This is a genomic window from Calditrichota bacterium, from assembly GCA_016867835.1.
Taxonomy (GTDB): domain Bacteria; phylum Electryoneota; class AABM5-125-24; order Hatepunaeales; family Hatepunaeaceae; genus VGIQ01.
In genome coordinates this window covers 1-22,018 of sequence record VGIQ01000040.1, presented here as the reverse complement: position 1 = coordinate 22,018, position 22,018 = coordinate 1, and the positions used below count along the sequence as shown (strand labels likewise).

Below are 22,018 nucleotides of genomic sequence, written 5' to 3'. Positions count from 1 at the left end.
GCATCGTGGTATCCTGCCCGCCTGTGATCCATGCGGCCGTATAATAGCCAGTTCCATCGAGGATCGTCTCCTCCGGTCCCGACTCGCTGACCAGGGACACGTTCTTGTCAAAGAACTGGAGCTGTTCTCGATAGGTTCCCGCTCGAACCACAATGGTATCCCCATCCACGCTGGCATTGATAGCGGCAGTAATCGTGCCATAATCATCGGGCACCCAAATGACCTTGTGGTTGTCCACTGTCAGCCCGATCGGCTCGCTCCGCCCCCCATTCTTTGCACTGTCCCAGGCCCAGATTTCGATGAGACGCCTTCCGTTTGTCCATCTCCACGTGTTTCGCTCGAGTATGTAAGAATTGTCTGCTTGCCCTGCAAGAATTGCATCCACCACGCCGTCAACGAAGACTTTGACACTGTCGATCTCGCTCTCATCCTCCACGCTAAATTCCAGCACAGTCGTATCCCGGACGATGCTGCCCGGCGCAGGCGTGATCCACCGGATCCGCGGCGGTGTCCGGTCGTCGGGCGGCGGATCGGGATTGTTCTTCACCCGCACCAGAAGCGAGGAAGTCTCGCCCATATTGCCGGCTTTGTCCCACGCGCGCGCCAGCAGCAGATGCACCCCGTCGGAGTCGGACGCGGTGTTCCAGAGGAAGGCTGCCGATGATGACGTTGAAGCGAAGCGGGGAAAGCCGTCGAGGTAGATTTTCAGCGAGTCTATGCCCGATTCGTCGGCAGCAGTCAAGGCGAGTTCGACCTCCCCGGCGAGGAGCATCCGCAAGCCCGCGCCCCCATCCGCCCACTCGACCCGCGGCGGATTAAGGTCAGGTAGATCGGGCGGCGGGTTGGTGATGTAGGTCTTATCGGTGCAGGCGAAGATCAGCCCGATACTGCACGATAAATGAATAGCAATTTGTCGTTTCATAATTGTGACTATTCCTGTTTTTATGGTAGCATCAATAGTAGCATTGGTAGGACGGACATTCTTGTCTGTCCTTAGGGCGGGCAGAAATGCCCGCCATACTGGAGAAAACCACCGTTATCTGCACCCACTAATATTGACCTGCGAAAGTCTTTCCTCACTCTCTTACCCTCCTGATCCTTCCGCCCAATTTCGCAAATTTCCCATCGAGGGCTTCATAACCCCGGTCGAGGTGATAAACCCGAAGCACCGTCGATTCACCCTCCGCCGCCAATGCCGCTGCTACCAGCCCCGCACCTGCACGGATGTCGCTGCACATCAACGGCGCGCCTTTCAGCCGTTCGACGCCCCGGATGTGGATGCTGTTAAGGTCCTTGCGTATCTGCGCGCCGAGCCGCTGCAGTTCCGGGATGTGGTTGAAGCGCTCGGGGTAGATTGTGTCGGTGATGACCGCATCGCCCTCCGCCAGCGCCATCAGGCTCGTCCAAGGCGCCTGAAGATCGGTCGGGAAGCCGGGATAGACCGCGGTCGTAATGTCAACGGCGCGGGGGCGTTCGGAGCGAGGCGTGATGGTGAGGGCATCCCCATTCTCCTTGCCTTCCCCCTCACGAGTAATGGGGGATTGTTCGATCTCAAACCCAGAGTCGGTCAATTTGTCAAGAAGAAGCGTCAGGTGGTCCGGCCGGCAGTCTCTGATGTTCACACCTCCGCCGGTGCCGGCGGCTGCAATCAAATAGGTGCCGGCTTCGATCCGGTCGGGGATGACCCGCCAGTTGACCGGCGATAACGGCCGCCGGCCTTCGATCTCGATGCGCCGCGTTCCGGCACCGGATACGCCTGCCCCCATTGCATTCAGCATATCGGCAAGATCGACGATCTCCGGCTCGCAGGCTGCGTTGTCGATGACAGTTGTTCCCTTGGCTGCGGTCGCGGCCATCATGATGTTCCCGGTCGCGCCGACCGACGCGAGGTCGAGCATGATCTTTGCCCCGACAAGACCGTCCGTCCCGGCGACGACATAACCGCCGTCGAGTTCGATCCTGCAGCCAAGTTTCTGAAGCGCGCGCAAGTGCAAATCAACCGGCCTCGGCCCTAACGCGCAGCCTCCCGGCAGGCTGACCCGCGCCCGCCCGAACCGCGCCACCAGCGGTCCGAGGACATAGAACGACGCCCGCATCTTGCGGACTAACTCGTAAGGCGCCTCGACGTTGCTTAGATGCGTCGTGTCGATCCGCAAACGGCCTGCATCGGCGAAGACGTCGGCGCCAAGCACCTTCAGGACCATCGCCATTGTGGTGATGTCCTGCAGGTCGGGAGTGCCTTCGACGGTCGTTACGCCGTCGGCGAGCAAGGCTGCCGCCATGAGCGGCAACGTCGCGTTCTTCGATCCGGAAATGGCGACGTCGCCGTGCAGCGGCCATCCGCCGTCGATAAGGAAGCGGTCCATCATACCAGGCCTGCCCAGTCGGATAGGAGGAAATAGAAGCGGTCGATAAGGAGCGCAAAGCGGGTCATCACCGTGTAGCCGTAGCCGGCTCCGAAGCCGATCATCAGGAGCGCCGTGCCAGCCTTTGCAAAGGTGCCGGCAGTGCCTTTATGCTCCAGTGAGAAGTAGAAGTAGAGCAGGATGCAGATTAGTCCGATCACTATGATCGGGTTGGCGAGGGCGTTTAGGAACTTAAGCAGCCCCGGATCGGCAATAAAGGCGTTCACCGCGGGAGCCGAAACCGGCGGGATGAGCGAGGCTTCGATCTGGCGCATCAGATCGCCCTCGGTGAAGCCTATCACCGCCATGCCGCTGTAGATACCGACCATATAGGCGAGCGGCCAGCGCGAGACCCAGGCCAGTTTATCGGAGAAGCGCGCCAGCATCATGAGGCCCAGCACCAAGGGAATCAAGAGCGACCAGTCCTTGCCCGCCAGCAAGGGATCCTGCAAGTTGGGCTTGAAGACATTGAAATACTCGACAGCAAGGATGTAGCCGGCGGCGACGCCGATAAAGAGGTGTTCGGCGATCTTGTAAGCCGGATTGTCCTTGTAGAGAAACGAGAGGATCATCAGCGTCAGGAGCGCGGCGATCCAGGTCCAGAAGATGTCCATCTGAATGCGGAATGTGGAATGCGGAGTGATGAATGAATCGTGGAGTGTCGGGCTTGCGTTTGCTCCGGATAAGTTGTCGGAAACGTACGGACTCCACCGACGATTCAATATAGGGAAATGACCGGGCGATGCAATGAACTTGGGCTGGTGTTGGAGTGCGAAAGTCGTGGTGTCGTGCCGTCGGGTGTCCCCACCCGACGGTGTGCGTCAGGTGAAGACACCTAACGCCACAATCAATGAACTTGGGCTGGTGTTGGAGTGCGAAAGTCGTTGCCTTAGCCTATTGTCTGAACCGAATCCTTTGAGTATATTGTTTTCGATGAGGTAGGGCCAATGCCATTGTTGTATCTATGTTAAGTTAAATCAATGTCCTAAGAGGTTTCCATGTTGCGCCTTCCGAACTCCCTCAAGCATGCACTCCCCCTCCTTACGCTCGCCGCCGGACTTGCCGGCCGGCTCGATGCGCGCATCATCAACGTCCCGGAGCAGTTCGAAACCATCCAAGCCGCCATCGGGGACTCCCGGGACGGGGATACGGTGCTCGTCCAGCCCGGCACCTACGCGGGGACGGTCAACTTCGGCGGGCGCGCCATCGTGGTCGGGAGCCTCATCCTGACCACCGGCGACCGGGCTTATATCGATTCGACGATCATCGACGGGGAGGAGCAGCGGCCCTGCGTCGTGTTCAATAACGGCGAGAGCCGCGAGAGCGTCCTGCGCGGGTTCACGGTGACGAGAGGAAGACAGAATTTTGGAGGCGGGATCGACTGCCAGCAGGAGGCATCGCCGACGCTGGTGGAATTGCGAGTAACTCAAAACATCGCGAGGCGGGGTGGTGGCGGAGCCCACTCCAGCACCAATTGCCGACCGCTCTTTATGAATTGCCTGTTTGACAGCAATAAGGTGGAAGGGGGGGTGGCTGGCGGCGGCGGCATGAGTGAATACCAGGCACATCCATTGGTGATCAATTGTAAATTTGTGGGCAACACTGTACGTGGGCAGAGTGCTGGGGGTGGGGCAATTCAGATGGATTTTGGATCTATCACCATTGATAATTGCCTGATCATGGGCAATTCGACAGAATATGGAGGTGGCGGCATCAACCTGAATGCCAGCGATACGCTGATTGTGCGCAACACGATTATACAATCGAATTCTTCCGTGAGTAGAGGTGGGGCGCTTTTCATTCAGCCACCGGAGGAAGGGCGATCCTATGTTGAATTTAGCCATGTGGCGATCATAGATAACAGAAGTAATCAAGAGATCATGATCGGCTTTTCGACAGAGTTAGTGGTCAATAATCTAACATTTGCAGGTAATCGTGGGCAGAACTATGCTCTTTATTGGATTGGCGGAGAGTTCAGATTGAGCAATTCGATCTTCTGGGATAACGAGCCGCAGAGGATACATTTCACCGGGATGGCGGAGATAGACTTCTCCCTGGTGCAGAACGGTCGCGACGGGATATCTCTTGGAAGGAATGCGGTCTATGGTGACAACAACCTCGACGTCGATCCTCGCTTCGTCGATCCGGAGAGTGGGGATTATCGTCTGCTCCCCGACTCCCCCTGTATAGACGCCGGAGATCCCGACAGCCCGCCCGATCCCGACGGCTCCCGCGCCGACATCGGCGCCCTTCCCTTCTGGCAGGGGGGCCAGGTCTTTGGGCGGGTGCTGCGCGGTATCGGCGAAGAGCCTATGGCCGGCGCAAGGGTAATGCTGATCCACAACGATATACCCTATGGCGAAGCGGAAAGCGATTCGAGCGGGAATTGGCTGATCGAGCGGATGCTGCTGGGAGAGAACATCCTGGAGACCTCCAAAGAGGGGTTTGTCCGGAGCGTCCTGGCATTCGAAGCAGCGGCGCTGGAAACGGTCAATGTCGATCTGCGCCTCTTTCAATCGTGGCTGGAGTTGCCGTTCGCGGAGGTGGTGGAGTCGGTTCCTTCCGACAGCGTGCGGAGGCTCGACTTCGCCATCCGCAATGGCGGCGATACGGTTCTGGAGTGGACGTCATCGCGGCATCTGCGCGGCGAAGCGGGGGTCGAGCCATGGACGCTGCGACGGTCGTTACCGTTCGGTCAGGTTACTCGAGACGACCGCATCGAGGGGGTGGTTTTCGCCCGCGACCGGTTCTATGTGGCGGGTGCGAGCAACCTTCAAGGACGGGATACGACCAACTTCATCTGGGTCTTAGATCGAGAGGGAAATCTGGTCGATACACTCGAACAGCCGGGCGAGTCCACCTACGGGATGAAGAACCTCGCCTGGGACGGCAACTGGCTCTGGGGCGGGCAGTCCACCGGTGACGCCAACGTCTATGCCATCCACCCCGAAACCGGGGAGGTGATGCGCGAATGGGCCGGGCCTTACAACCCTACTACCGCGGTCGTTTGGGACGAAGACGAGGGCCGGATCTGGGCTTGCGGACAATCCTCTGCCGCCATCGTCGCTTACGACGTGGACGGCAATCGTCTCGGCCCGACGCTCAACAAGCGCCCTTTCCGGATCACCGGGATGGCCTGGTGGCGCGAAGACCCCAACGGCTACCCGCTCTACTTCGTCCACTCTGCGGGGGCGAACGACGACCGGATCTACAAAATGAACCCCGCCACCGGTGACACGTTGCTGGTGCGTCCGATTCAACTGCAGGACGCCTCGGCTGCGCTCGGCACCTACATCACCAACACCTTCGACGTCTATAGTTGGGTCTATATGGCGATAGCGAACGTGGCGCGCGACAACGGCGGCGACCGGATCGACATCTACCAACTCGACGCCCGCAAGGACTGGCTCAACCTCGACGTCTGGTCGGGCGTGCTCGAGCCGTGGAGCGTTCAGGAGTTCGTCCTGACCTTCAACTCGACGGGTCTGCCGGACACCCTTTTCGAGGGTGAAATTCTGTTCCGGCACAACGCCGAGGGCGGCGAGACGCGGATACCGGTCTCGCTCGATGTGATCGGCGACGAGCCGCCCGATCCGTTCGACCTGCTTCGCCCGGCAAACGGGTCGCGCTTCACAGCCTTCCCTTATCTGGACGACACGCTGCGGGTTCCGGCGATTCGCTTCAGTTGGATGCCGTCGATGGAGTGGAATCAGAATCAGGTGGTGGGCTACCGGGTTTGGTTCTACGCCGGGAACGATTCGACCTATTACGAGGCGGTCGATACGAGTCTGACGCTGGTGCTTGACACGCTCAACCTCGACTGGGCGTTGAATGCTCCGGTTGCCTGGCAGGTGAATGCCTATTCGGGGGACGACCGGACGGTGAGCAACCAGCGGTTCCAGTTTGCGATCGATCCCGATGCGGCGCCGGGTGTGGTTCCGGTTCCGGTGGAGTTTGGATTTCAGTCGGTGCATCCGAACCCGTTCAATGCGCGGCTTGCGGTGCGGTTTGGGCTAGACCAGATGGACTTTGCGCGGCTTCGATTGTTCGACGTCCTGGGCCGGGAGGCGGCGGTGTTGTTTGCGGGTCCATCGGAGCCGGCTTACCGGACGGCGGTGGTGGATGGGAATCGTCTGTCGTCGGGGGTCTATTATCTTAGGCTCGAGTCGGCGGGTCGGGTAGAGGTGCGGAAGGTGGCGCTGGTGAGGTAGATGGTAAAGGGGTGAAGGACTTGAAGATTTAAGGAAATGGCATGAGCGAATGCGGTCAGGGTCTTACCCTGACCGCATTCATTTTGCGGAATCCTGTCAACTTCCCGTCACCTGCCAGGCCAGTTTGGCGACCGCGATCAGAAGCACCGCTGCCAGCAGGCGTCGCATGGCAACCGGCGAAAGACGACTTGAGCCCCATTTGGCGCCGATCCAACCTCCCGCCAGCGCCGGCAGGATGAGCAGCATCAGCACACTCGTCTCGAAGGTGCCGCCGATCAATCGTGCAGCCGTCCCGGCGAGTGAGTTGACCAATATGAAAAGCGCCGAGGTCGCTGCGGCTTCTGCGACGGCTCCCCAACCGGCCAGCACGATGAGCGGCGTCAGAAAGACGCCGCCGCCAATCCCAATCATACCCGATACATATCCAATGATACCACCGGTGGGGAGACTCATCGTAAGCGGCGGCGAAAGAGTGAAACCGGACCGGGAGCCATTCGGACGGAGGATGAGAAGAATCGCTGCCACGGCAAGCGCTATCGCTGATACCAGCGCCAGCAGTCGCGTTTCGGGTCGCAGGTAGCCGCCCAGAAAAGCAGCCGGAATAGAAGTCAGCAAGAAAGGCAGGGATAGCGCCCAGCGGTGCCGACCGGCGGCGCGAAACCGCACAAAAGCGACTGCCGAGACAGCGATGTTCATCAGCAGCGCGGCTGGAGCAATCTCTATCAGCGGAAAGCCGAACAGCGTCAGGACTGCGATGTAGCCGGTGGCGCCGCCGTGCCCTACGGCAGCATAGAGAAATCCGATCAGCGTAACGGCGGGAGCCGCCCCATAGACCTCAGGCGGCACTCTCGACCAATCGGCGCGAGTAATCGACCGCCATTCCCACCTCCAATCGCCCGCCTTCGATAACCCGGGCGAAGATTCCCTCCCGCGGCATGACACAATCCCCAACCTGCCGATAGATCGCGCAGCGGTGGTGGCACTCCTTGCCGATTTGCGTCACCTCGAGTAGCACCTCCCCGCACCGGATGCGGTCGCCTACCGAGCAGTGCGGGATGTCGATCCCGCCAAGGGTCAGGTTTTCGGCAAAGTCGCCCGGTCCGACATCGGCGCCCAGGTCGCGCATCGTCGCAATCGAGTCTATCGCAAGGATGCTCACCTGACGGTGCCATTTCCCGGCGTGGACATCGCCCTCCAGCCCCCAATCGGCGATGATATTGGCTTGCCCGACATTGGTCTTCCTGACTCCCTTGCGGGTGCTGACCGAGATGGCGAGCAGTTGTCCGGTAGATTCTATCAATTATGACTCCAGTTCATTGGAAAGATGTCAACAGGGGTCCCGGCCGAAAGCGTTTCGGCCGCCTGTGGAAAATGGATGAGACAATCCGCCGCTGCAAGGCCGCTGAGCATGTGCGAATCCTGCCCGACAACAGGGGTGGCGGTGAGGCCGGCGTCGTCGCTGCCCAGTTGCCCTCTGACGAATTCGGCGCGACCGGGCTTCTTGACGAGATGAGTGGTGAGACACGCGGTGAACCATCGCGGCAATGGATTCAAGGCTCCAGCCATCGCATTTATTGCCGTAGCCACAAAGAGTTCGAATCCGACCATCGCGGACACGGGATTGCCAGGCAGCCCGAACAGCAGTTTCGACCGGGTGCCATCAGGCGGGTCATAGGTGCCGAAGTAGAGCGGCTTGCCGGGCTTCATTGCCACCTTCCAGAACAGTTCCCGGACGCCGGCTTCACGAGCCGCTTCAATCACAAAGTCATAATCCCCCACCGACACACCACCGGTCGTCAGGACCAGATCGGCGTGCGCGAATGATTGCTCAAGAGCACCTTTCATTGCCGTTGGGTCGTCGCTGCAGTGTGTCAGGTGCACCTTGGTCAAGCCCCGATTCAAAGATGCCGCGCGCAGCGCCGGACCGGCCGAGTCGAAGATGCATCCTCGCGACGGTCTGCACCCGGGAGCAAGCAACTCGTCGCCGGTAGTGATAATGGCGACCGAGGGTAGATCATAGACTCGCACCTTCGTCAAACCGAGGCTTGCGAATAGTCCCAAAAGCGGCGGAGTGACGGCCGTTCCCGGCACGGCGACGACGACTCCTGCGGATAACTCCCCACCGGCCGGGCGGATGTTCTCACCCGACAGAGGCGGGCGGCTTAAATATAGCCCGGCGCCACTTTCAATATCCTCCCGCATCACTACGGCATCGCAGCCCGGCGGTACCGGCGCTCCAGTCATGATCCGTAGCGCTGTACCGGGAACGAGAGGCTCTTCAGCCGCATCGCCAGCCCGGATCGTCCCGACCATGTTCAGCGCGACTGGATAGCCTCCTGCGGCCGTCGGGTAATCGGCCGTTCGCAGCGCATAGCCGTCAACTGCCGAATTGTCGAAGGAGGGGAGCGGAAAAGGCGTCCGGATCGTCTCTGCCAATCTCCGCCCGAGGGCTTTATCGAGGCGCACGAGTCGAGCCGGCAGGCGGGGAGTCTGTTCGACGACTATTTGGAGCGCTCCTTCGAAGGCGATCACCGGCTCTTCCCCCAACCGGCGCCGGCAATCATCGGGAAGGCGTGTAATAATGCCGGAAAGAGGAGGTCGAGCGACTCGCTCACACCCCGCGTTGAACCGGGCAGGTTGACGATTAGAGTTGATCTGCGCAGGCCGGCTCGGCCTCGCGAAAGCATCGAGTAGGGCGTTCGCTGCCGACCATACTCGCGAATCGCCTCGGGTATTCCGGGAATTTCCTTCAGGTCGAGGTCGCCCATCGCTTCGGGGGTGATGTCGCGCGGGCTGAAGCCGGTTCCGCCGGTCGTCAGCACGAGGTCGAGGCGGAGTTCGTCGGCAAAGCGGATCAGATTGCTGCTAATCTGCTCCCGGTCATCGGGTATGATTCGGTATTCGACGACCTCCAGGCCTTCCTTCTTCATACGTTCGACAATCAACTGCCCCGAGCGGTCGGATTTGTGCCCCGCAGCCACCGAATCGGACATCACCAGCACTCCGGCGCGGAGCGTCCGGTCCGGCGTTTCGGCAAAGTCGCTCTTGCCACCGCGCTTCTCGATAAGGTGAACTCTGCGGATTTCCATATCCTTATCGAGCATCTTCAGCATGTCATAGATCGTCAGCGCGGCAACAGAAGCCGCGGTGAGAGCCTCCATCTCGACGCCGGTCGGCGCCAGTGCCTTGACCGTCGCGCGAATGACTATAGAGGCGTCTTCGATAGTGAACGCAATATCTGCATAGGTGATGGCGAGCGGATGACAGAACGGGATGATCGCGGAGGTGTTCTTGGCGGCTTGAATCCCGGCGACCCGAGCGGTAGTAAGGGGGTCGCCCTTCGGAACGCGGCCTTCACGCACAGCGCGGAGGGTCGGCTCGCCGGCTGCTACGACGGCTTCAGCGACAGCGGTGCGCAGGGTCGGATATTTAGAGGTGATGTCGAGCATAGGTTGAAGTCAGTTGCTCCAGAAAGAAGCCGGCGTAGTCGCGTGGAGCGTTGAGGCTCGCCAGGAGGTGCGCTTCTTCAGAATGAAGAGGCAACGGCATGGGGTTCAACTCCTGAAGAAAGACCCGTAGCGACCGGACTCCGGCAACGATCTTTGACCGCAAGTGGGGCAAAAAAGATGCCGGTAACATTACCGGCAGCGGCTCGAGGATCCCTACCCGGCCAAAGCAAACCGGGACTTCATTAGAATCTGACCCGGAGTTGACGAGTCGGTTAAGCAGGGATGCGGTGAGGCGGGGTTGGTCGGCGGCAACGACGAGATAACGACTGGCGCGTCGGGATGCGAAAACACCCTCCAGCGCTGCGAGAGGGCCCTCTCCAGGACAAAGATCCGGTTGGTGCTGGACGCCGTCTCCAGCAAGAGCGGCCAACTCCGCCCCGCCTCCGGCGACGATCACGAGAGAGGTTACTTCCCTTAGAAGTGAAGCCACCCGGGCGATCAGGAAGGTCCCATCGGGCAGCGGCAACAACACCTTGGGAGAACCCATCCGGCGGCTGCGCCCACCGGCAAGAATCACCCCGGCTATGGGTCTGTCATCGTCCACCACTTTAGCACTCAGACTTTATTGATGGTGATGCAGGCTCGCCGTCAGCCCCGGGTCGCCGGTCGGGAACAGAGGGAAGCGACTGAGTTCCCGCTTGATCGCAACTACCGCGAGGCCGACCGTCAATAGCAAGGCTCCCACCTCTGCCAGGCCGATCCGTGGTTCCAATCCAGCCGAGGGCGCGGCCATCAGGTAGATGTCGAGCGCCCGTCCGGCCAGGACCGCCGTCGCAACCTTGGTCAGTATCGGCCCGCTCCGCTTGGTCGTTGCCGACATTAACGCCAGGAACGGCAGCCCCCAGTTAAGAAAGACATTGAGCAGCATCAGCGAACCCCACGCCCCGGCCATCCGCCGGGTGTAATAGACAGCCTCCTCCGGAATATTAGCGTACCAGATCAACATGTATTGCGAAAACCAGATATACATCCAGAAGACGGAGAAGGCGAAGAGGAGTTTGCCGAGGTCGTGGAGGTGCTCGGCGGTTGCGAGTCCCTTTAGGCCGCCGCGGGTCATCAGCCGAACGACGAGCAGACTTATGACGGCGAGTGTCGCGGTGAACATTCCGGCGAAGTTATAGACGCCGAAGATGGTGCTGAACCAGTGCGGCTCAAGCGACATCAACCAGTCCACGCTCGCCAGCCAGAAGGTGAGGGCAAAGGCAACTATGAAGAGGCCCGACCACTTCGCTGCCAAACGGGTCAGGCCGGGATCCCGCGTCGTGTCCTGTTGCCGCGACAGGCCGATGATCTTTCGCCCGAGGCTAATCCAGATCGCAATATAAATCGCCGCCCGGAGTATAAAGAATCCGCGACTGAGCCAGAGACCTTTGAATCCTTCAAAATGGGACTCCGGATTCGTCCACGCGTAGAGCGATGGGCGCAAGATCAGCACGATGCCGAGTAGAATAGCGCCAATGGGCAGGCAACTGTAAAGCGCCTCGGCCGTTCGGCGGATCACTACGCTCCAGTGGGCGCCGGTTACATACTGCAACGCGACGAAGAAGATGCCTCCCAGCCCGAGGGTCGTCAACGCCAGGCCGGCCATCAGCAGGTCCATCCAGGTCCGGTCGGGGGTCAGGAGGAACGAGCCGGACAGCAGGAGACCTCCCACAACGGCGATGCTCCGATAGAGTCGCGCCGGAATCGGCACCTGTTCCAAACCAGCGGACGTATGCGATGTTACGGGAGGAAGTGCGGTTTCTATGGTGCTCATAGGTAGATAGTCAGATGAATTGCGGCTCGTCCCTATTACTTGAGCGAACCTAACGATTCGTCATTGTAACCGGCGCAGGTGCATCACCGCCAGCCACCTTTCGTAGTCCGTCATCTGCGCGGCGTAGGCCGGCATATTGCCCTTGCCAAAGGTGATGATGTGATAGATTTGCCCATCGGTTAGGGCATTGGCAGCCGGAGCAATCAGGTTCGGCGGCGGCGGGTAGCCGCGGAGCGCCACCGGGCCGTCGCCGGCGCCGTTTGGCCCGTGGCAAGGCAGACAGAAATCACGATAGACGAACGCACCTGCTTGCGAATAGTCCATGAGCGAGTCCTTGTTGAGGGGATTCGTCAAGGCGGTGGATGCCTTAAGTCCTATCGAATCGGGCGTAAGGTAAAGCCCTCCCGACCACTGCCCGGCTTCTTTCGTTCGCCTTTCGCCTTTAGCCAAAGGTCCTTCTTCATAGGCACCATAAGCCGGCGAGGCGTTCATATTGGGCAGGAAGAGCCGGTTAGGAAGTCTATGGTCATCCTCGATCATCAGGCCAAGGCCTAAAGTAACGACCAAGGCGCCTCCGAGCAGTAAGTTGACAAGGCTCCGGTTCATCGCACAACCTCGCTCGTTTCCCGTTCAAGGACTTCGACGGCGCCGAGGGTGCGAAAAAGCGCCTTCACTTCGACCGGATCGAAGGCGGCGTCGCTCTCTTCAAGAATGATGACGAATCTGTCGGTCGTTACATCGGGGTGAGGCAGGCGAGCGCTTCGGCCGGGCAGGAGCCGCCTCGCGATCAGGAAGGTGAAGACCGTCCCCACACCGGCGAAGAGCACCATCACCTCGAAAGTAACCGGCACAAACGCCGGCAGCGAGTCGAACGGCTTGCCGCCTACGTCGATAGGCCAACTGACGCCGGTGGTCCAGTATTCGAACCATACCTTGAACGCCGCCCCGATGAAGCCTAATAGGAGCGCGGCCCAAGGCAGGCGCGAGGGCCTGAGGCCCATCGCCCGGTCCAGGCCATGGACGGCGTAAGGGGTGTGGACATCGACGATCCGATAACGGCCTTCCCGGGCGGCTCGCGTCGCCGCCAGAATGGCTTTCTCGGTCTCGAAGACGCCGAGCAACTGCCGCCGGTTGGGAGTGTAGTATGTCTTGGCCATCAGTATGTCACTTATCCTACTTTATACAGGAGATTGCTTTGCTCGCTTACAGCGGCTCGAAATGACAACGGAAAGTAAGTTTGTCGTTCTTGCTTCTCATTTCTTCGTCCCCATCACGCCTTTTATCTCCGACATCGAGATCATCGGCAGGAGGCGGCAAAAGAGAAGAAAGAGGGTGAAGAAGAGCCCGAAACTGCCGACCATGATCGCGTAGTCCACCGGCGTCGGCACAAACGTCCCCCAACTCGACGGCAAGTAGTCCCGGGTTAGCGAGGTGACGATAATGACGAACCGCTCAAACCACATCCCGACATTGACCACCAGCGAGATGACGAAGACGAAGAGCAGATTGCGGCGCAGCGCCGGGATCCAGAGCAACTGCGGGAAGATGACGTTGCAGGAAAACATGATCCAGTAAGCCCAGGCAAAAGGCCCTGTCGCGCGGTTCAGGAAGGCGTATTGTTCGTAAGGATTACCCGAATAGAGCGCGGTGAAGAACTCGGTGATATAAGCCAACCCAACCAGACTGCCCGTCGTCAGGAGGATCTTGCACATCACATCGACGTGCCGCAGCGTGATGTAGTCCTCGAGGTGCATCGTGGCGCGCGCGACGAGCATCAGCGTCAGCACCATCGCCATTCCCGAGAAGATCGCACCGGCGACGAAATAGGGCGGAAAGATCGTCGTGTGCCAGCCCGGGATCACCGATGTCGCAAAGTCCCAACTGACGATGGTGTGCACCGAGACGACGAGCGGCGTGGCCAGTCCGGCCAGGAGGAGATAGACCGTTTCGTAACGCTGCCAGGTGCGCACCGAGCCGTTCCAGCCCAGGCTCATGAGGCCGGTCAGCCAGCGTCGGAGGCGGCTCTTCGTCCGGTCCCGTATCGCCGCCAGGTCGGGAATCATCCCGATATACCAGAAGAGGAGTGAGATCGTGAAGTAAGTGCTGATGGCGAAGAAGTCCCAAATGAGGGGCGACCGGAAGTTGACCCAGAGCGGTCCGCGAAAGTTGGGGTAAGGCATCGACCAGAAGAAGAGCCAGGGACGCCCCATATGCATCAGCGGGAATAGCGCGGCGCAGATGACGGCGAAGATGGTCATCGCCTCGGCCGCGCGGTTGACCGAAGTGCGCCACTTTTGACGCAAGAGAAAGAGCACCGCGGAGATCAAGGTCCCGGCATGGCCGATCCCGATCCAGAAGACGAAGTTGGTGATGTCGAAAGCCCAGCCGACGGTGTTGTTAAGGCCCCAGACACCGATGCCGGTCGCCATTAGATAGACCACGGCAGCAGCGCCAACCATAAGCGCCGCGAGGGAGAGGCTGAATCCCGTCCACCAGAGTCCGCCGGGACGTTTCTCGAGAACGCCGGCGACCTCGCGCGTGACATCGCTCAGGCTCTTATTGCCGGCTACCAGCGGCGCCGGCTGCGGAGCCGGAAGGTGCTGAAGCGCCGGGCCGCCGAGGGTTAGATCAGCCATGATGTGAGTCTCCGGTGGAGTGGTGGAAATCTCCGGCGGGCGCGCCGCCCTCACGGTTGCGCACCTCGGCGAGATAGGCGACCGATGGCCGCACGTTCAACTCCTCCAAGAGGTGATAGGCGCGCTGACGCTTCCAAAGAAGTGAGACGGCACTCGCCGGGTCGTTCAGATCGCCGAAGACAATGGCTCTGGCCGGACAGGACCCGGCGCATGCCGGTTGAATGTCACCCTCCTTGACAGGCTGCCCGGCAGACTTGGCACGGGCTTTGGCGTCCATGATGCGTTGAATGCAGAATGTGCACTTTTCCATCACACCCCGTGACCGGACGGTAACATCGGGATTGAGCAGCAATCTCTCGCGCTCTGTTGATTGACGGCTCCCCGATTCATCGACCGATTCCTTCTCCCACATCTGCGGATAGTCGAACCAATTGAACCGGCGGGTCTTATAGGGGCAGTTGTTGGCGCAGTATCGCGTCCCGACGCAGCGGTTATAGGTTTGCTGGTTAAGGCCTTCGGAACTATGCGTCGTCGCCAGCACCGGGCAGACCGTCTCGCAGGGAGCATGGGCGCATTGCTGGCACATCACCGGCATAAAAACGACGTCGGGACTATTGGGCTGGCTATCCCGACCGTCAGAACGATAGTAGCGGTCGATGCGGAGCCAGTGCATTTCGCGGTTGCGGCGGACTTCGTCCCGGCCGACGATCGGGATGTTGTTCTCGATGTTGCAACCGACGATGCAGGCCGAGCAGCCGGTGCACTTGTTAAGGTCGATGGCCATACCCCAGCGGTGAACCGGAGTCGGGTGATCGTCCGGCCAGAGGTCGTAGCCCTCGTGCGAAGGATGACCGACGAGGCTCGCCGGGTCGGCACGATAGGCGTCAAGCGTTCCCGAAATGACGATCTCTGGCAAGTGCGTTCCGGCGGGAAGATCATTCTCCCGCTCGGCGAGGTCGAAATGTTCCTGAGTGCAGGCGAGCGCGATGCGCCTGCCAACGGGGCGAATTCCGACGCGGCGGCCTTCATATGAGAGGTCTCCCCCCTTCCACCCAAGAAGCGGGGCGGCGTTGACCCCGACCCTACCGTCGGGGCCGGTCGAATCCTTACCGAATAGCCATTGCGGGCCAACTTTGGCAAACCGGCGCGACGCCTCGCTTCCGTAATGGAGCGCAACAGCCACGACGCCCTCCGCCATTCCCGGCAGGACAAAGCAAGGGATTTCGATCGCGATCGGCTCAGCGCGGTGTTCTGCCGGGGAAATTGCGAGGAGATCGCCGTTCCTTAGTGAGTGGGTCGTGGCAAATTTCGGCCCGATGAGCGCGACATTGTCCCAGGTTACTTTGCTGATCGGGTCGGGCAATTCGTAGAGATAGGGATTCGAAGCCGCGCCCCATCCCCGAAAATGCGGCGCCTCGTAGAGGGCGAGTTGCGGCGGATCAAAGTGCTCGGCCTTCTCTTGTGCGAGAGCGATGGAATCGGGGAGGATGAGATCCGTCAGTGCCGATCGGTCGAAGACGGGGGAAGTGCCATTCACTTTCGTTTGGTCCAATCGAACGCATCCCCTGCCAACCAGATCCTCCCAAGCAGCGTCAGCCGATAACATCCCAGTCAAGTGTGGAAGGACATTGGACTGGAATCGGCGCCTCAGAATCTCCTTGCCTTCTCCGGTGCCGTCGACCCAGGAAGAGAGGTATTCGATGAGCGAGTGGCTCTCGCCCCAGGGCTTGACCGCCGGCCGGCCAATGGCATAGGTATCGGCGGAAGGTGCGGTATCGCTCCAGGTCTCGAGGAAGTGGCTTTCGGGTAGGACGTAGGTCGCGTAAGGTGTCGTCTCGTCGGAATGGGCAGCGATCTGCACTACAAGCGGCACCTTCTTTAAAGCCGCGACGATGCGGTCCCGGCCGGGCAATTCGGCGACTGGATTCGTCCCGACCACGATCAGCGCTGCTACTGCACCACTCTCCATCTCCTCGATCAGAGTCGCTAATGCTGTCTCAACTACCACGGCTTCCGGCTGCTCGCGCAGCCGAATGGTCCCGCCGTAGTTATCCAGCAGAGTGTTGATGTAGTTGCAACATACTTGCGTGCTAACATCCGACTGTCCGCAGAGCACCAGCGAACGTCCCCGGTATTCCACCAGTTCCTTCGCCAGTCGCTGCACCAAGGCAGGATCGACCGGCGGCTCAGGTAGGTTAGGCAGGGGGAAGGCGTCACCAGCGAGACTCGCCACGTCTCTGGCAAGATTCAACAGCGTCAGGTGGATCTGATCGGGCGAGAGGGGATAGCGTTCGTCGGCTTTGGCGCCGGTGATGGTTAGGAGCGACTCGAACTGGACATGGCGGCTCATGGCAGGCGGGTCAGCCCGGTCGGGATCGCGCCGTGCAGCGTAATCCGCAGCGAACCTGACCGGTGACAGGAAACTGCCGAGGAAGTCGGCACCGAAGGAGACGATCATCTCCGCGCGGTCAAACCGGTAGTCCGGCACGGATGCTCTCCCGTGCGTACGGCGATGGGCGTTTCGGATATCGGCAATCGGCGGAGACGACAGTTGCGCCATTCGGCCGTCGGCGAATGACTTGAGGAACTTATCGATAAGGCTTAGCGCGGTCGGACTCGCGATATCGCCGGTCAGTAGCCGAACCCCTCCACCCGATGCCCGCAGCCGCGTCCAGTGGTGGTTCAGTGAGGCTTTGGCATCGGTTGGTGTGGTGGGACGCCCCTGTGCGAGCGGCATGCCGAGTCGGTGGCTATCGTAAAGTCCGATCAGCGAGGCTTGGCCGGCCGGGCAGAGGCCGCCGTTCGACTCGAAATAGACCGAATTGCCTTCGAGCATCACCGGCCGGCCGTCGCGCAGTTTGACCCTCAGTCCGCAACCGGCGCTGCAGGCTCCGCAGAGACCGGATTGCCAGGTCGATTCGCCAAGGACGGCTTCCTCGACCGGGATGAGGTGCGGGATCGCCTTCTCGACCGGCGGACGAGCACAAGCCTGCCAGAGGACGGCACTGGCGGCAGTGAACCCGGTCAAGCGCAGAAAGTCGCGGCGCGAGACATTATCGGGCCGGGTGTCGGCGGCTCCAGGAGGCAGATCGAACTCCGGCAGCGAGCGCCGGAGAGCGGCATCCCCCCGATAAGTCGGGGAGACACCGGAGATTGACTTCACTTCATCCCTCATCCTTTATCCTTCATCCTTTAGAAGTGGCAGGCTGAACAGTCGGTCGGGGCGTTGACCGTCTTGCCGAGCACTCCCTCGACGTTAGCCTGGCGATGGCAGTTGACGCACCAGCCCATATTGAGGCGGTTCGTCTGCCGGACGCGCTCCATCGTCTCGACCGGCCCGTGACAGGTCTGGCAGAGGACGCCGGCGGCAACATGCGGCCGGTGGTCGAACCACACGAAGTCGGGGAGGTTATGCACCTTACTCCAGACGATAGACTCCCGGGAAAGAGCGCTGTCGGGCTGATTTGGAGCGGCAAGTCCAAATGCGGCATAGACCTTCTTCAATTCGGGCGAAACGAGGGACTCGGGGGGGCGGCCTTCCTTGTCGGCAGCCTTGTTCTCCGCCAGAACTGCACCCCAGGGCGCAGTTACGAACCTATGGCAGTTCATGCAGACACTCGTCGCCGGAATGCCGGCATGCCGGCTCCGGCTGGCTCCGTAATGGCAGTAGGTGCAGGAGATGTTCATCTCGCCGGCGTGGAGACGGTGGCTGAACTTGACCGGCTGATCCGGCTCGTAGTTGGTCTGGATGCCGGGCAGCCGGAAGACCGTCGCACGCTCGCCGAGCAGGATCAGCGCGGCGACCAGCGCAGCAAGCAGCGCCAGAGTCAGGATGCGGCTATTCATATTGGCTTGGGGCTTAAGGCTTAGGGATAAAAGTGAATGCGTTGGATCGAGTTCTCATTCCGCATCTGCATACTTCATTCAACATGGCACCGCTGCGCCACGGCGGGCGTAATACCACCAGTTGACCGCCAGGCAGGATAGGTAATAGACCGCGAAGCCGTAGAAGGCATAGTCCGGCTGGCCGGCTTCGATCTGCGACCCGAAAATCTTCGGAACGATGAACGACCCGTAAGCCCCCACCGCCGACGTCCAACCGAGCACCGGCCCGGCCTGTTCAGGCTTGAAGATGAGCGGGATCATGCGGAAGGTCGAGCCGTTGCCGATGCCGGTCGTTACGAACAAGAAGAGGAAGAGCAGCAGAAAGGGCACGAAGTAGTCCTGCGGCTGGGGCGCCTGCCTCGCCAGCCGGACGAGCACTCCAACGGCAACGGCGGATCCTATCATTGCCACCGTCGTCCAGTGCGTTACCCGCGCTCCACCCAATTTGTCCGAAAGCCAGCCCCCGATCGGCCGCACCAAAGACCCAACCAGCGGCCCGAGCCAGGCAAAGGCAAAGGGACTCGGCGCATCGGGGTTAGGCGCACCGCCGGGCAACTGACCGAAGACATCCTGGATCAGTTTCGGGAAGATCGCACTGTAGCCGATGAACGAGCCGAACGTCATCACGTAGAGCCAGGTCATCGTCCAGGTGTGCTGGTGCGGGAAAATGGCAAACTGCCGGGCGATGCTCTCGCGCATTTGAGGCGGCGAGAGGAAGCGGAACGCGGCGAGCACCATCAGGATTGTCACCACCAGGACGACGACGATCGGCGCTTTCAGACCGATCATAAGAGAGATTCCACCGAAAGATGCGAGCAGGCCGAGCAGATTGATCCAGAGCGCTCGTCCGATGGCTTTAGGCGCGCTTCCGAAGGGATGCTGCGGCAAATTGGTCATGATCTTCAAGCCAAGAACGAGGATGACCAGCAGCGGAATGATCCAGACCAGACCGCCGTTCTGCAAGTAGCGCCCGGCGCCCGATGGCAGGGGCAACGGAGCTCCCGCGACCGTCCCGAAAAGCGAAAATGTGAAGACCAAGGGCAGGAGCACTTGCGCTACGCTTACGCCAAGGTTGCCGACGCCGGCGTTGATGCCGAGCGCGGTGCCCTGAAGCCGCTTCGGAAAGAAGAAACTGATGTTCGACATCGACGATGCGAAGTTGCCGCCGCCGAACCCTGATAGAGCCGCCAGAACGGCAAGCGTCGTATAAGGCGTGGAGATGTCACGCAGCGCGATGCCGATGCCGAAGGCCGGAATCAAGAGCAGCGCCACGCCGGTCAGGACGGCGTTCTTCCCGCCGCACAAGGCGACGGCAAAGGAATTCGGTATCCGCAGCGTCGCGCCGGCCAGTCCGGCAATCGCAGGCAGAGAGTAAAGTTGCGCCTTGGTGAGCGGGAAGCCGAGGTTTTGCATCTCGACGATGATCACCGACCAGCCCATCCAGACCGCAAACGAGAAGAGCAATCCCGGCACCGAGAGCATCAGGTTGGGCCAGGCTATGCGGCGGCCAGTGCGCTGCCAAAAGAGGTCGTCTTCAGGACGCCATTCGATCGGACGTTTCACCGGGTAACTCCTGTAGCCGGTTGAGCCGGGACGACGGTCTGGCTATTGTTCTCGATGGCGATGGCGGGATGAACCTGCTCGAGCTGCATCATCAACTGCGGCACTTCCCGGTGCATCATCCTCCGGATGACGCGGTGCATCCACCAGAGGCAGACTACCGAGAGGGCGGTAAAGAAGATCCAGCAGGTCGTCCAGATGCCGGTCCACTCGAGCATATAACCGAAGAAGATCGGACAGAGGAAGCCGCCCAATCCTCCGATGACCCCGACGATACCGCCGACGACTCCGACATCGTGCGGGAAGTAGGCCGGGATGTGTTTATAGACTGCCGCCTTGCCGATCCCCATCATAAAGCCGACGACGAAGACCAGAAAGGTGAAGATCCAGATATTGGCTTGGAAGTAGATGTGGGTTACACCGCGAGCCAGGAGTTGCTTACGCTTGACGGTGTCGCCCTCCTTCACAACCGGCAACTGGTAGAACTCAAAGGTCGGCAGGATCAGTGTTCCGGGCCGGTCAAGCGAAGCCTGGACATTGCCCGACGAGGCTTTCAATGGATAGGTTCGCTCGCCGACGGAAATGGCCTGTTCGGTTACCTCGGTTACGGTCCCGCCCATCCGCGCGGCAACGCTGCGGCCCGGCGACTCGATGTCCATCCGCGGGACAACGAGCAGCGCGCAGGCGACAAGGCAACTTCCGAGGACCCAATACATCACCCGCCGGGCTCCCCAATGATCGCTCATCCAACCGCCCAATGCCCGGATAACGCCTGAGGGAAGGCTGAAGATCGCAGCAAGAAAGCCAGCTGTCGCGATGCTGACGGCATAGACGCTGACGTAGTAGGGAATGAGCCACTGCGCAAGTGCCACGAATCCACCGAACACCAGGAAGTAGTAGAGTCCAAACCGCCAGACCCGCATCACTTTCAGCGGCGCCAGTTGTTCCGTCAACGTCCGGACGCGCGTTCCCGCGACCTTTCTGGGGTAGGTGAAGAGGAAGAAGAGGCCGGTCATCGCGACCAGAGCAAAGGCGTAGTATCTCGGGAGTTGACGCCAGGCCTCGAGACTTTCACCACCGTTCGTGAGATATTGCAGGACCAGCGGCGCGCCCATGCTGGTGAGCGCGGCTCCGGCATTGCCGGCGCCGAAGATACCGAGCGCGGTGCCCTGCTTCTCGGGCGGGAACCAGACCGAGGTGTAGGCGATTCCGACGGCAAACGAGGCTCCCACCACGCCGAAGCCAAGGCTGGCAAGAAGGAAAGTCTCGTAACTGTTGGCGATGCTTAGAAGCGACATCGGCAGCGCGGAAATCAGCATCAATATCCCGAAGACGATCCGGCCGCCAAAGCGGTCGGTCAGGATTCCAACCGGCAGCCGGAAGAGCGAACCGGTCAAAACCGGGATGCCGATCAGCCAGCCGATCTGAGCGTCGCTCCACTGGAAGACACGGTGCTCCGAGAGGAATGTCACAAGCACCCCGTTGATCATCCAGCAGGCGAAGCAGACGGTGAACGCGAGGGTGTTCATCGTCAGGACGGAATAAGCCTTGCGTCGGTCGGTCATCGTTCCCCCTTTATTACGCTTTCACTTGCTTGTTTGCTCACTTTCTATACCACCGCACCACCTGCGTCCGCCGCCAGAGATAGGGGTTCGGGACAACCAGAACGTGAACCAACCTCGTGAAGGGGAAGAACCCGATCAAGAGCCAGGCGCAGGTAAGGTGCAGTTTCACCAGAAAGGGCAGCGCAGTGACATAAGCGGTCTGAGGCTGCAACATTACCAGCGACCAGAGATAGGGCGTCATCGCTGCAGCGAACCAGGACGATCCCCAGCCGTGAATCACCGCGACGCCGATGCCGCTCACCACCTGCACCAAGAGCAAGCCGTAGAGCACCCAGTCGGTCCAGGTTGTTACAACCTTGACGCGAATGGCTGTCACCCTCCGGACGATGATGGCGATAAGGCCGACCAGCGTCAGGAGGCCGAAGATGAGGCCGGTAATCTCAAGCAGGTAGAGCCGCAGAGGGCGAGCGTTGAACAGCAGCACCTGACGC

General features: G+C 60.5%; 18 protein-coding genes. 1 reads left to right on the top strand and 17 read right to left on the bottom strand.

Translation table 11 applies throughout. The features are described from left to right. From FJY67_05980 to FJY67_05970, 3 genes are all read right to left on the bottom strand, one after another. The coding region (locus tag FJY67_05980) for a hypothetical protein (protein ID MBM3329007.1) at positions 1-922 on the bottom strand (922 nt) is incomplete at its 3' end. 154 nt (positions 923-1,076) lie between these two features. Beyond that, entirely contained in the window at positions 1,077-2,366 is a 1,290-nt protein-coding gene (gene murA / locus FJY67_05975) for a UDP-N-acetylglucosamine 1-carboxyvinyltransferase (protein MBM3329006.1), read from the bottom strand. Further along, positions 2,366-3,019 (bottom strand): hypothetical protein, encoded by a 654-nt coding sequence (locus FJY67_05970; GenBank protein ID MBM3329005.1) that lies wholly within the window; start codon positions 3,017-3,019, stop codon positions 2,366-2,368. Before FJY67_05970 ends, murA begins: the two co-directional genes overlap by 1 nt. Before the next feature lie 384 nt (positions 3,020-3,403). Here FJY67_05970 and FJY67_05965 point away from each other — a divergent pair, with 384 nt between their 5' ends. Beyond that, positions 3,404-6,616, top strand: coding sequence for a hypothetical protein (locus FJY67_05965; GenBank protein MBM3329004.1), 3,213 nt, complete (start codon positions 3,404-3,406; stop codon positions 6,614-6,616). A 96-nt stretch (positions 6,617-6,712) separates the two neighbouring features. Here the strand turns inward: FJY67_05965 and FJY67_05960 are convergent, their stop codons facing one another. From FJY67_05960 to FJY67_05895, 14 genes are all read right to left on the bottom strand, one after another. Next, entirely contained in the window at positions 6,713-7,576 is an 864-nt protein-coding gene (locus tag FJY67_05960) for a sulfite exporter TauE/SafE family protein (GenBank protein MBM3329003.1), read from the bottom strand. After that, positions 7,452-7,913, bottom strand: a complete 462-nt coding sequence (locus FJY67_05955) for an MOSC domain-containing protein (GenBank protein MBM3329002.1) — start codon at positions 7,911-7,913, stop codon at positions 7,452-7,454. The genes FJY67_05960 and FJY67_05955 overlap by 125 nt, the downstream gene beginning before the upstream one ends. Next, positions 7,913-9,148 (bottom strand): molybdopterin molybdotransferase MoeA, encoded by a 1,236-nt coding sequence (locus FJY67_05950; GenBank protein MBM3329001.1) that lies wholly within the window; start codon positions 9,146-9,148, stop codon positions 7,913-7,915. Before FJY67_05950 ends, FJY67_05955 begins: the two co-directional genes overlap by 1 nt. Then, positions 9,145-10,065, bottom strand: coding sequence for a bifunctional molybdenum cofactor biosynthesis protein MoaC/MoaB (locus tag FJY67_05945; GenBank protein ID MBM3329000.1), 921 nt, complete (start codon positions 10,063-10,065; stop codon positions 9,145-9,147). The genes FJY67_05950 and FJY67_05945 overlap by 4 nt, the downstream gene beginning before the upstream one ends. After that, positions 10,046-10,684, bottom strand: a complete 639-nt coding sequence (locus tag FJY67_05940; GenBank protein ID MBM3328999.1) for a molybdenum cofactor guanylyltransferase — start codon at positions 10,682-10,684, stop codon at positions 10,046-10,048. Before FJY67_05940 ends, FJY67_05945 begins: the two co-directional genes overlap by 20 nt. A gap of 3 nt (positions 10,685-10,687) precedes the next feature. Next, positions 10,688-11,881 (bottom strand): hypothetical protein, encoded by a 1,194-nt coding sequence (locus FJY67_05935; GenBank protein ID MBM3328998.1) that lies wholly within the window; start codon positions 11,879-11,881, stop codon positions 10,688-10,690. A 60-nt stretch (positions 11,882-11,941) separates the two neighbouring features. After that, positions 11,942-12,487, bottom strand: a complete 546-nt coding sequence (locus FJY67_05930; protein MBM3328997.1) for a cytochrome c — start codon at positions 12,485-12,487, stop codon at positions 11,942-11,944. Next, complete coding sequence (locus FJY67_05925) at positions 12,484-13,038, bottom strand: DUF3341 domain-containing protein (protein ID MBM3328996.1); 555 nt, start codon at positions 13,036-13,038, stop codon at positions 12,484-12,486. Before FJY67_05925 ends, FJY67_05930 begins: the two co-directional genes overlap by 4 nt. A gap of 96 nt (positions 13,039-13,134) precedes the next feature. Continuing rightward, entirely contained in the window at positions 13,135-14,517 is a 1,383-nt protein-coding gene (locus tag FJY67_05920; GenBank protein MBM3328995.1) for a hydrogenase, read from the bottom strand. Further along, positions 14,510-17,692 carry a 4Fe-4S dicluster domain-containing protein gene (locus tag FJY67_05915; protein MBM3328994.1) on the bottom strand — a complete coding sequence of 1,061 codons (3,183 nt, stop codon included), beginning with the start codon at positions 17,690-17,692 and terminating at the stop codon, positions 14,510-14,512. The genes FJY67_05920 and FJY67_05915 overlap by 8 nt, the downstream gene beginning before the upstream one ends. A gap of 17 nt (positions 17,693-17,709) precedes the next feature. Continuing rightward, positions 17,710-18,363, bottom strand: coding sequence for a hypothetical protein (locus FJY67_05910; protein MBM3328993.1), 654 nt, complete (start codon positions 18,361-18,363; stop codon positions 17,710-17,712). A 78-nt stretch (positions 18,364-18,441) separates the two neighbouring features. Next, positions 18,442-19,965, bottom strand: coding sequence for a NarK/NasA family nitrate transporter (locus FJY67_05905; protein MBM3328992.1), 1,524 nt, complete (start codon positions 19,963-19,965; stop codon positions 18,442-18,444). Then, complete coding sequence (locus FJY67_05900; GenBank protein ID MBM3328991.1) at positions 19,962-21,527, bottom strand: NarK/NasA family nitrate transporter; 1,566 nt, start codon at positions 21,525-21,527, stop codon at positions 19,962-19,964. Before FJY67_05900 ends, FJY67_05905 begins: the two co-directional genes overlap by 4 nt. 37 nt (positions 21,528-21,564) lie before the next feature. Then, positions 21,565-22,018 (bottom strand): respiratory nitrate reductase subunit gamma (locus FJY67_05895; GenBank protein MBM3328990.1); only part of this gene is annotated, 454 nt, incomplete at its 5' end.

What these genes read in the sequence shown, in the direction of transcription:
- FJY67_05915 (MBM3328994.1), bottom strand. Translation starts at nt 17,692, where the DNA reads ATGAGGGATGAAGTGAAGTCAATCTCCGGTGTCTCCCCGACTTATCGG.
- FJY67_05910 (MBM3328993.1), bottom strand. Translation starts at nt 18,363, where the DNA reads ATGAATAGCCGCATCCTGACTCTGGCGCTGCTTGCTGCGCTGGTCGCC.
- murA (MBM3329006.1), bottom strand. Translation starts at nt 2,366, where the DNA reads ATGGACCGCTTCCTTATCGACGGCGGATGGCCGCTGCACGGCGACGTC.
- FJY67_05935 (MBM3328998.1), bottom strand. Translation starts at nt 11,881, where the DNA reads ATGAGCACCATAGAAACCGCACTTCCTCCCGTAACATCGCATACGTCC.
- FJY67_05930 (MBM3328997.1), bottom strand. Translation starts at nt 12,487, where the DNA reads ATGAACCGGAGCCTTGTCAACTTACTGCTCGGAGGCGCCTTGGTCGTT.
- FJY67_05925 (MBM3328996.1), bottom strand. Translation starts at nt 13,038, where the DNA reads ATGGCCAAGACATACTACACTCCCAACCGGCGGCAGTTGCTCGGCGTC.
- FJY67_05945 (MBM3329000.1), bottom strand. Translation starts at nt 10,065, where the DNA reads ATGCTCGACATCACCTCTAAATATCCGACCCTGCGCACCGCTGTCGCT.
- FJY67_05900 (MBM3328991.1), bottom strand. Translation starts at nt 21,527, where the DNA reads ATGACCGACCGACGCAAGGCTTATTCCGTCCTGACGATGAACACCCTC.
- FJY67_05970 (MBM3329005.1), bottom strand. Translation starts at nt 3,019, where the DNA reads ATGGACATCTTCTGGACCTGGATCGCCGCGCTCCTGACGCTGATGATC.
- FJY67_05920 (MBM3328995.1), bottom strand. Translation starts at nt 14,517, where the DNA reads ATGGCTGATCTAACCCTCGGCGGCCCGGCGCTTCAGCACCTTCCGGCT.
- FJY67_05965 (MBM3329004.1), top strand. Translation starts at nt 3,404, where the DNA reads ATGTTGCGCCTTCCGAACTCCCTCAAGCATGCACTCCCCCTCCTTACG.